The sequence below is a fragment of the Bradyrhizobium sp. Kon10 genome (assembly GCF_055807395.1).
Map to the genome: position 1 here is coordinate 1 of NZ_JBVVOZ010000057.1, position 14,727 is coordinate 14,727.

Sequence of the window (14,727 nt, forward strand, 5' to 3'; positions counted from 1 at the left end):
CAACTCCAGCCCATCGCGGAGGCCGCCTGACGCTAAACCATTACCTGTTTCTTCCTAGCGCAGCGAAGCAATCCAGAGTCTTTCCATTGAGGGATTCTGGATTGCTTCGTCGCAAGAGCTCCTCGCAATGACGAGGATGGGGCTGCGCGCGTGCCACACCCTCGCTGTCATCGCCCGGCTTGACCGGGCGATCCAGTATTCCGAGACGATCGAGGTTCATCGAGAAGCCGCGGCGTACTGGATTCCCCGCTTGCGCGGGGAATGACAGCGAGAATGTTGCGCCGCTCTCGCCCCTGAAACAAACTGCCCTGGTCCACCGGCTTGCCCACGCGCTTCGGAGCGGTCTTGGCCTCTTGCGTTGCCGGCTTCGGTTGTTGCGCGCTCTCTCCCAGTGTCGTCCCGGCGAAGGCCGGGACCCATTACCCCAGGGAGTGGTTTGGCGAAGACTGGTCGTTCGGGACTGAGATCACGCGCACTCGAAAGACCTCGCGGTATGGGTCCCGGCCTTCGCCGGGACGACGGCGAGGATGTTGCGCCGCTGTTGCCTTCTAGAACAAACTGCCCTGATCCACCGGCTTGCCCACGCGCTTCGGCGCGGGCTTGGCCTCTTGCGTTGCCGGCTTCGGTTGTTGCGCGCTCTCTCCCAGCGTCGTCCCGGCGAAGGCCGGGACCCATTACCCCCCAGGGAGCGGTTTGGCGAAGACTGGTCGTTCGGGACTGAGATCACGCGCACTCGAAAGACCTCGCGGTATGGGTCCCGGCCTTCGCCGGGACGACACCGAGAATGTTGCGCCGCTGTTGGCTTCTAGAACAAACTGCCCTGGTCCACCGGCTTGCCCACGCGCTTCGGCGCGGTCTTGGCCTCTTGCGTTGCCGGCTTCGGTTGTTGCGCGCTCTCTTCCAGTGTCGTCCCGGCGAAGGCCGGGACCCATACCGCGTGATCTATCGGTTGTGCGTGGTATCAGTCCCGAACGACCAGCCTTCGCCAAACCCCTCCCTGTGGTTATGGGTCCCGGCCTTCGCCGGGACGACGGCGAGGATGTTGCGCCGCTGTCGCCCCTAGAACAAACTGCCCTGGTCCACCGGCTTGCCCACACGTTTCGGTGCGGACTTGGCCTCTTGCGCGGCCTGCTTCGGTGACGGCGCGCGCTTGGCGGCGGGCGGAGGCCGATCCGCATCGGCGGTGGCGCCCACGCGGCCATCCGCGAACTCGATCTCGACGCGCGCGCCGGGGCCGACGCTGTCGGCCGCATGCAGGGGATGGCCGGCCTCGTCGCGCACCAGCGCGAAGCCGCGGGCGAGCACGCCGCGATAGGACAGGGCCGAAAGCAATTTGCCGCTGTTCTCGACGCGGGCGTCAAAGCGCTGCAACAGCGTGACCAGCGCGCGTTGCGCGCGCTCAGTCAGCCGATGGGTGCGCTCGCGCTGACGCGCAATCGCGTTGCGCTGCGCCTGCGCGTTGGAGAGTTTCGAGGCGCGCAATCGCACGTCAAGTCCGGCAAAGCGGTCGCGCCGCCGCCGCAGCAATGAGCGCGCGGACAGGCCGAGACGTTCGCCGCACACGGTGAGGCGATGATCGGCCTGCGAGATCTGCCCGTGCAGCACCCGCAGCGTCAGCTTGGCGCCGGCCGCGGTAAACCTGCGGAAATGCGCGTGCGTGTTGGCCTTGAGTCCGCGCGGCAGCGATGCGCCGGCCGAATCCAGCCGCTGCCGCGGGATCGCCAGGAGATCGCCGGCCGCTGGCAGCGCGCGCGCGGCGGCGCGCAGCTCGTTGCGCCGGCTTTCGTGACCGCGTTGCCAGCACGCGCGGGTGCGGCGGGCGAGATCGGCGACCTCGACGAAGAGATCGCTGCGCACCGGCACCGCCATCTCGGCCGCCGCCGTTGGCGTCGGCGCGCGCTTGTCGGCGACGAAATCGATCAGCGTGATGTCGGTCTCGTGTCCCACCGCCGAGATCAGCGGGATCATGCTCTCGGCGGCCGCGCGCACCACGATCTCCTCGTTGAACGACCAGAGGTCCTCCAGCGAGCCGCCGCCGCGCGCGACGATCAGCACGTCGGGCCGCGGAATCTTGCCGCCTTCAGGCAGCGCGTTGAAGCCGCGGATCGCGGCCGCGACCTGCTCGGCCGAACCTTCGCCCTGCACCTTGACCGGCCACACCAGCACATGGCGCGGAAAGCGATCCTCCAGCCGATGCAGGATGTCGCGGATGACGGCGCCGGTCGGCGAGGTCACCACGCCGATCACCTCCGGCAACCAGGGCAGCAGCTGTTTGCGCGCCTGGTCGAACAGGCCCTCGGCGGCGAGCTTCTTCTTGCGCTCCTCCATCAGCGCCATCAGCGCGCCGATGCCGGCCGGCTCCAGCGCCTCGATCACGATCTGGTACTTGGACGAGCCCGGATAGGTCGTGAGCTTGCCGGTGGCGATGACCTCGAGCCCCTCCTGCGGCTTGAAGCGCATCCGGCCGTGCACGCCCTTCCAGATCACCGCCTCGATCTTGGCGCTCTCGTCCTTGAGCGCGAAATAGCAGTGGCCGGAGGAATGCGCGCCGCGGAAGCCGGAGATCTCGCCGCGGACCCGGACATGGCCATAGGTGTCCTCCACCGTCCGCTTCAGGGACTGGGAGAGCTCGGAAACGGTGAATTCGGGCGTATTGGGCAGAGGTTCCGCAGACGGCATCGGCAAACGATTCGGCATGGTGGGGTCGAGTCCGCTGTTTAAGGATTTTCGCTCCGCGGCGCCAATCCGGGGATTGATCTCAAGAGTACTCTGTAGTATAGAGTTCTCTATTGTTGATGAGTCTGAGGGAGATTGAGCCATGGCGAATAGGCTGATGCGCGGCGTTTTGAGCGGGCTGAAATGGGCCCTGTGTGCCGTCGGCGGTGTGGCGCTGATCCTGACGGCGATGATCGCAGCGCCGCTGCAGCGACCGCCTGAGCTGCGATCGGTCTCCGACTCCGCCAAGGGTATCGACTGGTCCACGATGCCGCCGCTCGAGCGCTTTCAGGCCCGCGACGGCACCTGGCTCGGCTTCCGCCATTATGCGCCGACCGGTCCCGCGACCGGCCGCGGCGCGATCTTCATCCACGGCTCCTCCGGCTCCAGCGGCACCGTCAACCACGCGCTGACCGCTGCGATCGCCGCGCGCGGCGTCGAGACCTGGGCGCTGGACATCCGCGGCCATGGCGGCTCCGGTACGCACGGTGACATCGGATATGTCGGCCAGCTCGAGGACGATCTGGTCGATTTCGTCGCCGAGCTGCGCAAGACCGCGCCGGATCTGCCGCTGACCTTGGTCGGCCACTCCGCCGGCGGCGGCTTCGCACTGCGCGTCGCCGCGACACCGATCATGCGGGACATGTTCGTGCGTACCGTGCTGCTCGCGCCCTATCTCGGCTATGACGCGCCGACCAACTGGCCGCATTCCGGCGGATGGGCCAATGCCGACCTCCCGCGCGTGCTGGGGCTTGCCGCGCTGCGCAAGCTCGGCATTGATTGCTGCGAGCAGCTTCCGGTGCTTGCCTTCGCGGTACGGCCGAACCTCGACAAGATTCTCGTCTCCACCTATTCCGATCGCCTGATGCGCAATTTCGCCACGCGCGGCTATCGCATCGATTTTCCGGCGACGACACGTCCGATCACGATCTTCGGCGGCAGCGAAGACGAGATGATGATCTCGGACAAATATGCGGATACCGTGCAGGCCATCAAGCCATCGATCGACGTCAAGATCATCGACGGCGTCAACCATATGGGCATCGTCACCAGCCCAAAGGCGATCTCGGTCATCGCGGCGGACGTGGCGACGCGCGGGGCAGGGCAGTCATGATGCGATCCGCTGATGGCAAGGCAATCGCAGATGGGAGCGGTTTCTCCGTGGCCATCCTTCGAGACGCCCGCCTGCGGCGGGCCCTCAGGATGAGGGCGGAGTTTGCGGCAGCCGCTTCAACGGATCTTGGTGCAGCTGAGCCTCATCCTGAGGAGACCGCTGGAAGCGGTCGTCTCGAAGGACGAGGCGCTTGCTCAGCTGTCACCGAACTCGCGGCCATCCTTCGAGACGCCCGCCTGCGGCGGGCCCTCAGGATGAGGATCGAATGCGTAGCTGCTGATTCAAAGGCAAAGCTGCCGCTGAGCCTCATCCTGAGGAGACCGCGAAGCGGTCGTCTCGAAGGACGAGGCGTGCGCTCGGGTGTCACCTCGAGTCATATGCGACAGCCCAGGGACTGAAAGGGATGACATGATCGACAGCAAGCAGGCTTCCGAGGCGCTGGCCGATATCGACGACATCGTCCAGCGCCTGCGGCAATCGCAACTCTACGAACTGGCGAGCCTCGCTGCGTTGTGGTGGGGCGTTCTGGTGTTTGCCGGCAATCTCGTCACCTGGCTCTGGCCGGTCTACGCGATCTATGCCTGGCCCGCCGTCGATATCCTGGGCGTCGGCGGATTGATTGCGCTCCGCCTGCTCAATCCGCCGCAGGCCTATGCGGCGGTCTTCGACATCAGGCTGCTGCTGGTGTTCGCGCTGTTCTTTGCCTTCGGCTATCTCTGCACCAACGTCATCGGTCATTTCGGTCCGCGCCAGTTGGGCGCGTTCTGGCCGATCTATTTCATGCTGTTCTACATGCTGGCGGGTCTCTGGTTCGGCTACGCGTTGGTCGGGATCGGCCTCGGCATCACCGCGCTGACGCTGATCGGCTACTTCTTCATCGGAGGTGCGTTTCCGCTCTGGATGGCCTTCGTCAACGGCGGTGGCCTGATCCTCGGCGGTCTCTGGATGCGGCGGATCTAGCCGATGGCCGAGCTCGACGACATCATCCACCAGCCGCTGCGGCTGAAGATCATGGCGGCGCTGAACGCGCTGCCCGTGTCCGCCGGCCTCGAATTCTCCCGGCTGAAGAAGCTGACCGGCGCCACCGACGGCAATCTCGGCGCGCACATCGAGACGCTCGCCAAGGCGGGCTACGTCTCGGTGGAGAAGGCCTTCGTCGGCAAGAAGCCGCAGACCACGGTGACGGCCACCGCCACCGGCCGCGGCGCGTTTGCGCGGCATGTGGCGACGTTGCAGGAGATCATTGCGGGGAAGCAGGTCTGATCGGTCGAAGCTGACGCGAACTCTTACCCTCCCCTGGAGGGGGAGGGTCGATCGCGCGCAGCGCGAGCGGGGTGGGGTGATCTCTCCACACGGGCACCGTCGACGCTTAGCGAGTTTTGTGCACTGTCACCGTAATTCTAATTCCTCTGGCTTCTGCGTTGAAAAACCTAACGAATTCGCGTCCGTCCTGCACGGCTTCGTAGCAGCGCTTTGCATTGGCGCAAGCCGCGAAGCGGACTAGTCGATTACCTCTCGACCTGCCTTACGTCACGCTGTGCAACCTAGCATTGGCATAGCGATGTGGGGATATCCTCACACGAAGGCGTTGCCGTGCTTGAGAGTACCAGCCAGCCTCACCAAAATCTCGTTAAAGTAGTCAGCCTGCTCTGACTCTCGGGATTACGGTGACAGTGCACTAAACGGGCCAACTAATGCTTAGGCTTTGGAATTTTGTGCACTGTCACCGTAATTCAACTAGGCCAATCGATGTTTTGGGAATGTAGTGCACTGTCACCGTAATTCCGCAAACGTCTAGCAAGTCGCTTCCCCAGCTATCCCGCCCAGTCCTCCATACTAATTTGGCCCCACACGTAATCCCACGCCCTCTTGTTGCCCAAGCCCTGCGCCGAGAAGACCGCGAGGGCGTCACGAATCCTTACGAAATCCTCGTCGCTCCACTTTCCGGCCTGCGCTCTCGAAATGATGCGGTCGCGCAGATGGCTATATCGATTGCTTCGCCATGCTTCAGCATTGATGTCACCATTCGATTCAAGGACGCGGACCAACGCAAAGCTGGGAAGCCCCGCGAGAGCGCAAGCAGCGTCGATCAAATCGGTAACCTGCCCGAACCAACGAGCGTTATTCCGCCCTCCATACTCGCAGCGTTCCGCCAGTGCACCGTATGTGATCGGCGGGAGCCTTGCTTTGTAGTCCTCAATCAACATTGCGAGTGCGTTCTCGGCAACGGCGTGCGTCTTCAATGCCCGCCCTGATGCGGCGCCGCGTTGCACACCAGTTTTCCTGACGCTGGGCGTCCTGGCGGGCTTGAGCGCCTTAGCGCGCTCCTCGCATGCAGCAACAAGCAAAAGCAAACCTTCCGGCTTCGCCCGCTCGGCAAGCCGCTCGCACTCTCCCACAGTTTCGAGTGTACCAGCGATGGCGATCAGTTCAGCTTCAGTCTTTTTTGGCATCTCAGTCAATCCCGCTCCTTCCGCGCCGCATGCCATTTTGCGCGCGCAACCCTGGCCTCAGCAACAGCGGCAGTGAAAGGCCCCCAATCGATAGTCCATTTCTTCTTGCTCCGCAGATGATGCTGGGCGAAAGCGCGGATCACGTGCCTGGAGAAAGCGGCTTCAGTGCAAACATTGATCTTAGTGAAATGCCGGATCAGGCGCTGCCCATCCGCCGCGCTAAGCGCACCTATCTTGATCAGCACGCGCGTCATGCCCCAGTGCTGAATCGAATGGCACATCACGCATATTGCGTTCACGGCGGTCAGCCGCGCTACGCCCTTTCTCGCCGTCTCGCTCAGCTTCCAGACTTCATGTCCATGGAGGCGCCTCTTGCGATTGCCACAAATCGAGCATTCACGGAGACGGTCACGAGTAGACCGGCTCAACTTGCGCCACCGGCCTTGTCCGAGACCAACTTTGTTGGACCGGAGGTTCATCTGCCACAGCGGCTCCGGAATAAGCTCAACCCGTAGAACGAACCTCCTAGTCATGCTGCTGCTCATTCAGCGGGCGCGGAGGAGCGCGAAAATTGACGTTCGACCTCGCCTGCCGCCGCCTCAATATCCAGTCCGCGCGCAATCGCCACTTCCCTGGTGAACCTGTTCAAAACCGTTTGGTACATTTCCTCGCGCCGCAGCCATGGGCGCATCTCACGCAGAAGCCGGGCCAACTCCAGTATGTCGCCAGATTCGAGGCGCCCCACCAATTCAATCGTCTGCTCACGCAAATCGTCTTCTTGGCCGGTAAGCACCGAGAGCGCTGCGTCAACCTGTGCGGCGTCAGATATCTTGCGCATTCCGACATTGGCCACCTTGGCCGTGGGAACGCGTAGCGTCATTTCCTCTTCCGCAAAGTTGATAACAAAAAACTCCAGCTCGGCGCCTGCGATAGTTTGTGTCTCGATGTCTAGAATCTGGCCAACGCCGTGGGCAGGATAGACAATAAATTGATTGACGGCGAAGCCGTTACGCTCGCGCACAGATGGAGCCGCCACCTCCTCCTTAGCGTCCGTCGCGGGCTTACTGCTCGCTTTCAAGAGCTGCTGGGCGTGCGCCTGCTCGCACAGACCACGGAGCGTGTGCACCAGGTTTGCCACATGCTCCTTCGGAAGCGAGGCCGTAAGGCGCTGCGTGTGCGCCTGCCACTCAGAATCACCATATGTGCAAGCGGGAGCGCTGATCAAAACGGTGGTCTGCAATTCATCGTTCTTGCGCGTAACCAGAACGGCGCTCGCTTCGTAGTCTCGCGCTGCGTTACGGTATTGTGCCTTCGCAAGGTAGCCGCCCAAGCACATCCCTGGAGAGACTTCGACTAAGAAGGGGGCAAGGAAATCACTCCCTCTCGCACGCGTTGCGGCTTCGACCTCTTCGTTCCAGAGAGGTTCACCCCATTCATCTACGGGCGGACTAGACAATTGGACGACCCCGGGGGGTATCTTTGTCCCGTTGCGTGACCAGCCGAACACCATCGCCCCCCTCCCTTGTTCGCTCGCACGTTATCCTCCTCGCATGCGCAAGTCATGCAAAACGGAATCGCAGGGATTCCGAAACGGAGCGTTGTATGAAACCAAGATGGGATTACGGTGACAGTGCACTAATCCACGTCAACTGTTGCTTTGGCTTGAACCTAGCGCGCTGTTTCTTGGGAAATTGAGTGCACGGTCACCTTATCCGTTTGAATTTTCCGACGGGTATATTTATCACACGCCCCCGTCCATCACTCGCGTATCGTCGCATGTGTCCCTATTCCGTGCCGGAGCCTACTGTTTTCCGAAACCACCACCGGGCACCGGTCGCCCGGTATTGCTGTGCAACGACCGGCTCAGCGTACGCGATTGTTTCAGCAACGAACTCCTTCAGAAGTCGTCCCACACGGTCCAGCTCTGGCTCAAATCCACCTTGATCCCAAATATCGCGGCGTAGCTGTTCGTAAAGCCTTCGAGTGTTTTCAGAATCGCCATTGTCTTGATTATAGACTCTTTGAGCGAGCATTTGCGCGGCAACTTCTATGTGCCTCCGCGCCTGATGCAGTTTCAAGAACGTTTGCTCCACACTTGCGCCGAAAAGTGCCATGCATCGCGGCTGGATGGCCCAAACTCTTTAGAAGAATTTGGTGTTGGAATTGATGCGCTTGATCGCAGCGAAGTAAGGTCCGCGCTGCCGCCGCCGATCTTCGGTGTCGTTTTCCCATGCGGGCATATCCGCCCACTCATACCCTTCCGCGAGCGGGCTGCGTATATTTCCAAAGATGAATTTGGTCTCGTGCGCAATCGTAAGCGCATCAAAGGCGGTGTCGATGCGCCGCTCTTCCAGCTTCTCGCGACGCCAACGTCCAAACGAGCGAAATCCGCCAACGGCAATGGCCATGGTGATCGCAAAACCGATGAGCGTGAATACTTGTGTCCAGCCAAATGCCCACGGATGATCCACAATTATGCTCCCCAGCCGAGAAAGCCTGATTCGACTAGAAAGGAAGAATGGCACGTTCTACGAGCGTTCGTTGGCTGTTGCCTGCTTCTCCCGGTTATTCACAGGCTGCTTTACCTCGCGGCCGAACGTGCGCTGGGGTCCCACATATATGTTGATCCGACCCGGCAGCCATTAGAACCGTGGACCGCCGACGCATCGGCGGCCTCTGCTGAATATTCGCGACAAACACGTCTATCTATTGCCAAGTGCGTGAGCCAAGCCGCCAAGATATGTCCGCGCCGGAATGACGGGGAGTTCGGGCGCTGCCCCCTTGAGCCCCACCCCGATTCATGCGACCTCCGCCCCCGCAAACCCTCATTCTGAGCCTCTTATGCACATTCTCCTGCTTGGTTCCGGCGGCCGCGAACATGCGCTGGCTTGGAAGATCGCGGCTTCCCCGCTGGTGACGAAATTGTGGTGCGCGCCCGGCAATGCCGGCATCGCGCGCGAGGCGGAATGCGTGGCGCTCGATATCGCCGACCATGCCGCCGTGATCGACTTCTGCAAGACCAACGCGGTCGAGCTCGTCGTGGTCGGCCCGGAGACGCCGCTGGCGGCCGGCATCGTCGATGATCTCACCGCCGCCGGGATCAAGGCGTTCGGGCCGAGCAGGACGGCCGCGCAGCTCGAAAGCTCGAAGGGCTTTACCAAGGCGCTGTGCACCGAATTCGGCATTCCGACCGGCGCCTACCAGCGGTTCAGCAACGCCGCCGACGCGCGCGCCTATGTGCAGAGCCAGGGCGCGCCGATCGTGGTCAAGGCGGACGGCCTGGCCGCCGGCAAGGGCGTCGTCGTCGCCCACACCGTGCGCGAGGCCGAGGACGCCATCGCCATGATGTTCGAGGGCGCCTTTGGCGAAGCCGGCGCTGAGGTCGTGATCGAGGAATTCCTGGCGGGCCGCGAGATCAGCTTCTTCGCGCTGTGCGACGGCGAGACCGCCATTCCGCTCGCCTCCGCGCAGGACCACAAGCGCGTGTTCGACCACGACGTCGGCCCGAACACCGGCGGCATGGGCGCCTATTCGCCGACGCCTTTGGTGACGCCGGCGATCCATGACGCGATCATGGCCAGGATCATTTTGCCGACGGTGGCCGGCATGAAGCAGCGCGGCACGCCATTCCGCGGCATTCTCTACGCCGGCATCATGCTGACGACGCAGGGCCCGAAACTGTTCGAGTTCAACGCCCGCTTCGGCGATCCCGAGTGCCAGGTGCTGATGCTGCGCATGATGTCCGACATCGTGCCGGCGTTCCTCGCTGCCTGCGACGGGCAATTGAAGCATTTCGATCTGCGCTGGTATCCGGACTCCGCGCTCACCGTGGTGATGGCGGCAAAGGGCTATCCCGGCGACTACCAGAAGGGCACGCGCATCGAGGGGCTCGAGGACGCGGCGAAGGTGGATTCTGTCGAGATCTTCCACGCCGGCACGGTTGAGAAGGGCGGCGCGATCCTCGCCAATGGCGGCCGCGTGCTCAATGTCTGCGCGCTAGGGGCGACCGTGACCGAAGCGCAGGCCCGCGCCTATCAGGCCGTCGACCGCATCAACTGGCCGGAGGGCTTCTGCCGCCGCGACATCGGCTGGCAGGCGGTGGAGGCGGAGAAGGCCACCAGCTGACAAAAAAATTGCACAAGCAGGCCATAGGCTTAGCTACTGTGCATGGGGTTGTTTTCAACGTTTTGTTGGGGGCGGCTCCGCGACCGACCCGACAAGGATGCAAAAAGATGTCCGATCTCGCCGACCTCTTTCCCGGCTTCGCCGCCGAATGGATCAACACCTCGTTCGGCCGCATCTTTGCCCGCGTCGGCGGCAACGGCCCGCCGCTATTGCTGCTGCACGGCTTTTCCGAGACGCATGTGATGTGGCACCGGGTCGCCCCGCAGCTGGCCGACAAGTTCACGCTGATCATCGCCGACCTGCCGGGCTATGGCTGGTCCGACATGCCCGAGAGCGACGCGCTGCATATCCCCTACAGCAAGCGCGCGATGGCCAAGGCCATGGTGGAGGCGATGGAGCAACTCGGCCACGTGCACTTCGCGCTCGCGGGCCACGACCGCGGCGGCCGGGTGTCGTACCGGCTCGCGCTCGACCATCCCGGCCGGCTGTCGCGGCTCGCGGTGCTCGATATCCTGCCGACCTATAATTACTGGGAGCGGATCAACCGGCAGTACGCGCTGAAGATCTATCACTGGACCTTCCTGGCGCAGCCAGCGCCGCTGCCGGAGACGCTGATCTCGGGCCAAGGCGAGTTCTTCCTGCGCTTCAAGATGGCGAGCCAGACCAAGTCGAAGACGCTGGACGCCATCGACAAGCGCGCGCTCGAGCACTACATCGCCCCGTTCCGCGATCCCGCCCGCGTGCATGCGATGTGCGAGGACTATCGCGCCGGCGCCAATTTCGACTACGACCTCGACAAGGCGGATTTCGAGGCTGGCAAGAAGATCACCATCCCCATGCTGGCGCTGTGGGGTGGCGTGGGCATCGCCCAGGCCGCCGCCACCCCGCTCGACACCTGGAAGCAATGGGCGACCAATGTCCAGGGCATGCCGGTGGACTCGGGCCACTTCCTCACCGAGGAGAACCCCGACGTTACCGCCAAAGCGCTGCGCGAGTTCTTCCTCGCGCCCTAGCGCCGCTCCCGAAAGAAGTCCTTGAGCAGCCGCGCCGACTCGCTTTCGCCGACCCCGGAATAAACGTCCGGGACGTGATGGCAGGTCGGCTGCGTGAAGAACCGCACGCCGGACTCCACCGCACCGCCCTTGGGGTCGGCCGCGCCGTAATACAGCCGCCTGACCCTTGCAAAGGAGATCGCGCCCGCACACATGGTGCAGGGCTCCAGCGTCACGTAGAGGTCGCAGTCGACCAGGCGCTCGCTGCCGATTTTCCTGGCCGCCTCGCGCAGCGCAATGATTTCGGCATGGGCCGTGGGGTCGTAATCGGTCAGCGTCCGGTTCGCCGCAGTGGCGATGACCTCGTAATTGCAGACCACGACGCACCCGATCGGAACTTCGCCCGCCTTTCCGGCATTTTCGGCCGTTTTGAGCGCCAAATCCATGAAAGAGGGGGCTTTCAAGCCTCGTATCATCGCCAGAAACCTGCTAGTAGCTGCGCCTTCAGCAGAAGTGCTTGACCGAATTTGCCTGAGCATGCGGCTCGAAACGAGCGCGCACAATGCTCATCGCGCCACCCCCTGAGTGAGATTATTCATGCCTCGCGACAGCGACAAAGACAACGATTCCCGCGGCCGGCGAGGCCCGGCCAAGGGGCCAGCGAAGGGCGCCCGCAGTGGCAAGCCGCGCGGCCCCGAGAAGAAGTTCGCCAAGCGCGGCTTCGAAGGCAAGGGCGACAGCCGTCCCCCCCGTGGCGACCGCGACAGCCGTCCGTCCCGCCCCCGCGCGGACGGTGATGCCCCGCGCCGCGACTTTTCCGACCGTCCGAAATTCAAGCGCGACGACCGCGGTGGCGATGGGCGCGGCGAGCGCAGCTTCAAGCCGCGCGGCGAACGCTCGTTTTCGGATCGTCCCTCACGCGATGGCGAGAAGCGTTCGTTCAAGCCGCGCGGCGACCGTCCGGCGTTCGGGCGCGACGACCGCCCGCCGCGCAGCCGCGATCGCGACGAGTCCCGCCCCGCCGGCCGGTTTGGCGACAAGAAGTTCGGCGACAAGAAGTTTGGCGATAAGCGGCCCTACGCGCCGCGTGGCGAACGCCCGGAGCGCAAGTTTGACGGCGAGCGGAAGTTTTCGCGCGGTGCACCGGACCGCAGCGACCGCCCGCGCACCGAGCGCAGCGATTCAAAACCCTGGCAGAAGCGCGATGCGGCTCCGCGCGGCGATCGGCCGCCGCGCAAGGATTTCAGCAAGGGCCCGCGCAAGGAGTTCGGCGGCAGCGACCGCGGTCAGGACAAGCCCTGGCAGAAGCGCGAAGGTGGCGAGGACCGCCCGCGCTTCTCGCGCTCCCGCGACGATCGTACATCGGGTGATCGTCCGTTCCGCGAGCGCCCCAAATTCGATCGGCCCAAGTTTGATCGCCCGCGCGAGGATCGTCCAAAATTCGACCGGCCCCGCCGTGACAATGACGGCGAACGCGGTGCGCGCGGTGGCGACCGCCCGAAGTTCGACCGTCCGCGCGAGCGCGCCGAAGGCCGCTCCGACTGGCACGAGCATCCGCGCAACGAAGGTCGCTTCGGCGATCGGCCGCGCCGTGAAAACGAGGATGAGAGCAGGATCTTCGAGAAGCGTCCGGCCTTCGGTGGCCGCGGCGCTTATCGCGAGCGCGATCGTGATTTTGACCGGCGCCCGCGGCGCGAAGAGGAGCCGAAGCCGAAGAAGGCCGGCGAGCGCATCGCCAAGGTGCTGTCGCGCGCGGGCCTCGCCTCGCGCCGCGATGCCGAGGAGATGGTCACGCAGGGCCGCGTCGCCGTCAACGGCCGGGTCATCAACTCGCCGGCGCTCGATATCACCGCGAACGACGTCGTCACCGTCGACGGCAAGCCGTTGCCGGAGCGCGAGCGCACGCGGCTGTTCCTCTATCACAAGCCGCGCGGGCTGATGACGACGCATGACGACCCCGAGGGCCGTCCGACCGTGTTCGACAATCTGCCGGAAGGCCTGCCGCGGCTGATCTCGATTGGCCGGCTCGACTTCAACACCGAAGGCCTGCTGCTGCTCACCAATGACGGCGGCCTCGCGCGCACGCTGGAGCTGCCCGACACCGGCTGGCTGCGCCGTTACCGCGTCCGCGCCCATGGCGAGATCACGCAGGCGCAGCTTGACCAGCTCAAGAACGGCATCGAGGTCGAGGGCGTCAAATACGGACCGATCGACGCGACGCTGGAGCGCGACCAGGGCGCCAACGTGTGGCTGGTGTTCGCGATCCGCGAAGGCAAGAACCGCGAGGTGCGCAACGTCTGCGCTCATCTCGGGCTCGAGGTGAACCGGCTGATCCGCGTGTCCTACGGTCCGTTCCAGCTCGGCGAGGTCCCCGAAGGTGAGGTCGAGGAGATCCGCTCCCGTGTGCTGCGCGACCAGCTCGGGGAGAAGATCATCGAGAAGTCGGGCGCGCAGTTCGACGTGCCGCAGAAATCGCCCGCAGGCGGCGATGCTGCACCGGCGGAGAACAAGCCGCTCAAGCGCGGCGTGATCAACGACCGCAAGGGGCGCCGCGTGCTGGTGCAGCGCACCGGCAGCGACGAAGCGCGCGAGCGCAACGAAGCCGAGGTCAACGGCTACGGCCCGCCGCGCCGTCCCAAGCGCGGCTATCACGGCAAGCGCGACCTGACGCCGAAGGAGGACTGACGTTGCGCGTCGTCGGCGGTCGATTGAAGGGGCGCAATCTGGCCTCGCCGTCCTCGCGCGACATCCGTCCGACGGCGGACCGCCTGCGCGAGTCCGTGTTCAACATCCTCGTGCACGCCTATGACGATCCGATCCAGGACGCGCGCGTGCTCGATCTCTTTGCAGGCACTGGTGCGCTCGGGATCGAGGCGTCCTCGCGCGGCGCGAAATTCACGTTGTTCGTCGACAACGGCGCGGAGGCGCGCGCATTGTTGCGCAACAATGTCGAGGCGCTGGGCTTAGGCGGCACGACCAAGGTCTACCGCCGCGATGCAACGGACCTCGGCCCCGCGCATCCGGTCGAGCCGTTCTCGCTGGTGTTCCTCGATCCACCCTACGGTAAGGGCCTTGCGGTGAAGGCGCTTGCGAGCTTGCGCGACGGCGGCTGGTTGACGGGGGGCGCGCTGCTCGTTGTCGAGGAGGCGAAGGCCGCGCAGTTTGCCGCGCCGGAAGGTTATGAGGAATTGGAGCGCCGCGCATACGATGACACGGAGTTCGTGTTTTTGACGAAGCCCTAGCCTCGCTGCCGTAGCAACCATTAGGTTGGCGTCCGATTTCCGCGAGCATGACGCCGCGCTTGCGGCCGTCAAGGCGTGGCCTGGCA

Annotated in this window: 14 protein-coding genes; 7 read left to right on the forward strand and 7 right to left on the reverse strand. The window is 64.0% G+C overall.

The annotated features are described in order from the left end of the window. Nucleotides 1-1,059: 1,059 nt before the first annotated feature. Complete coding sequence (xseA, locus tag AC0L2O_RS35145) at nucleotides 1,060-2,697, reverse strand: exodeoxyribonuclease VII large subunit (RefSeq protein ID WP_473372982.1); 1,638 nt, start codon at nucleotides 2,695-2,697, stop codon at nucleotides 1,060-1,062. Between the two features lie 121 nt (nucleotides 2,698-2,818). On the opposite strand from xseA, the gene AC0L2O_RS35150 reads away from it, so the two are divergent. From AC0L2O_RS35150 to AC0L2O_RS35160, 3 genes are all read left to right on the forward strand, one after another. Continuing rightward, nucleotides 2,819-3,829, forward strand: coding sequence for an alpha/beta hydrolase (locus tag AC0L2O_RS35150; RefSeq protein WP_473372983.1), 1,011 nt, complete (start codon nucleotides 2,819-2,821; stop codon nucleotides 3,827-3,829). A 408-nt stretch (nucleotides 3,830-4,237) separates the two neighbouring features. Beyond that, nucleotides 4,238-4,789, forward strand: a complete 552-nt coding sequence (locus tag AC0L2O_RS35155; protein WP_473372984.1) for a hypothetical protein — start codon at nucleotides 4,238-4,240, stop codon at nucleotides 4,787-4,789. Nucleotides 4,790-4,792: 3 nt separating this feature from the next. After that, nucleotides 4,793-5,092 (forward strand): winged helix-turn-helix domain-containing protein, encoded by a 300-nt coding sequence (locus AC0L2O_RS35160; protein ID WP_473372985.1) that lies wholly within the window; start codon nucleotides 4,793-4,795, stop codon nucleotides 5,090-5,092. 551 nt (nucleotides 5,093-5,643) lie between these two features. Here AC0L2O_RS35160 and AC0L2O_RS35165 read toward each other — a convergent pair. The 5 genes from AC0L2O_RS35165 to AC0L2O_RS35185 form a co-directional block, all read right to left on the reverse strand. Then, nucleotides 5,644-6,282: a hypothetical protein gene (locus tag AC0L2O_RS35165; RefSeq protein WP_473372986.1), complete on the reverse strand. Its 639-nt coding sequence runs from the start codon at nucleotides 6,280-6,282 to the stop codon at nucleotides 5,644-5,646. Between the two features lie 5 nt (nucleotides 6,283-6,287). Further along, nucleotides 6,288-6,536: a hypothetical protein gene (locus AC0L2O_RS35170; protein WP_473372987.1), complete on the reverse strand. Its 249-nt coding sequence runs from the start codon at nucleotides 6,534-6,536 to the stop codon at nucleotides 6,288-6,290. Nucleotides 6,537-6,823: 287 nt separating this feature from the next. Continuing rightward, the gene (locus AC0L2O_RS35175; protein WP_473372988.1) at nucleotides 6,824-7,612 is read right to left on the reverse strand and encodes a CarD family transcriptional regulator; all 789 of its coding nucleotides are present in this window, start codon (nucleotides 7,610-7,612) and stop codon (nucleotides 6,824-6,826) included. Between the two features lie 454 nt (nucleotides 7,613-8,066). Continuing rightward, a complete protein-coding gene (locus tag AC0L2O_RS35180) occupies nucleotides 8,067-8,360 on the reverse strand; it encodes a hypothetical protein (protein ID WP_473372989.1) in 294 nt (97 codons plus the stop codon). 63 nt (nucleotides 8,361-8,423) lie between these two features. Beyond that, entirely contained in the window at nucleotides 8,424-8,753 is a 330-nt protein-coding gene (locus AC0L2O_RS35185; protein WP_473372990.1) for a hypothetical protein, read from the reverse strand. 370 nt (nucleotides 8,754-9,123) lie between these two features. Here AC0L2O_RS35185 and purD point away from each other — a divergent pair, with 370 nt between their 5' ends. Together purD and AC0L2O_RS35195 are read left to right on the forward strand one after the other, a co-directional pair. Further along, a complete protein-coding gene (purD, locus tag AC0L2O_RS35190; protein WP_473372991.1) occupies nucleotides 9,124-10,407 on the forward strand; it encodes a phosphoribosylamine--glycine ligase in 1,284 nt (427 codons plus the stop codon). Nucleotides 10,408-10,514: 107 nt separating this feature from the next. Then, nucleotides 10,515-11,420: an alpha/beta fold hydrolase gene (locus tag AC0L2O_RS35195; RefSeq protein ID WP_473372992.1), complete on the forward strand. Its 906-nt coding sequence runs from the start codon at nucleotides 10,515-10,517 to the stop codon at nucleotides 11,418-11,420. Here the strand turns inward: AC0L2O_RS35195 and AC0L2O_RS35200 are convergent. Further along, the gene (locus AC0L2O_RS35200) at nucleotides 11,417-11,875 is read right to left on the reverse strand and encodes a nucleoside deaminase (RefSeq protein WP_473372993.1); all 459 of its coding nucleotides are present in this window, start codon (nucleotides 11,873-11,875) and stop codon (nucleotides 11,417-11,419) included. The genes AC0L2O_RS35195 and AC0L2O_RS35200 overlap by 4 nt on opposite strands. A 121-nt stretch (nucleotides 11,876-11,996) precedes the next feature. Between AC0L2O_RS35200 and AC0L2O_RS35205 the strand changes: the two genes are divergently transcribed. Both AC0L2O_RS35205 and rsmD read left to right on the forward strand, forming a co-directional pair. After that, nucleotides 11,997-14,084, forward strand: coding sequence for a pseudouridine synthase (locus tag AC0L2O_RS35205; protein ID WP_473372994.1), 2,088 nt, complete (start codon nucleotides 11,997-11,999; stop codon nucleotides 14,082-14,084). Between the two features lie 2 nt (nucleotides 14,085-14,086). After that, entirely contained in the window at nucleotides 14,087-14,641 is a 555-nt protein-coding gene (gene rsmD / locus AC0L2O_RS35210; RefSeq protein WP_369720978.1) for a 16S rRNA (guanine(966)-N(2))-methyltransferase RsmD, read from the forward strand. Nucleotides 14,642-14,727: the final 86 nt, after the last annotated feature.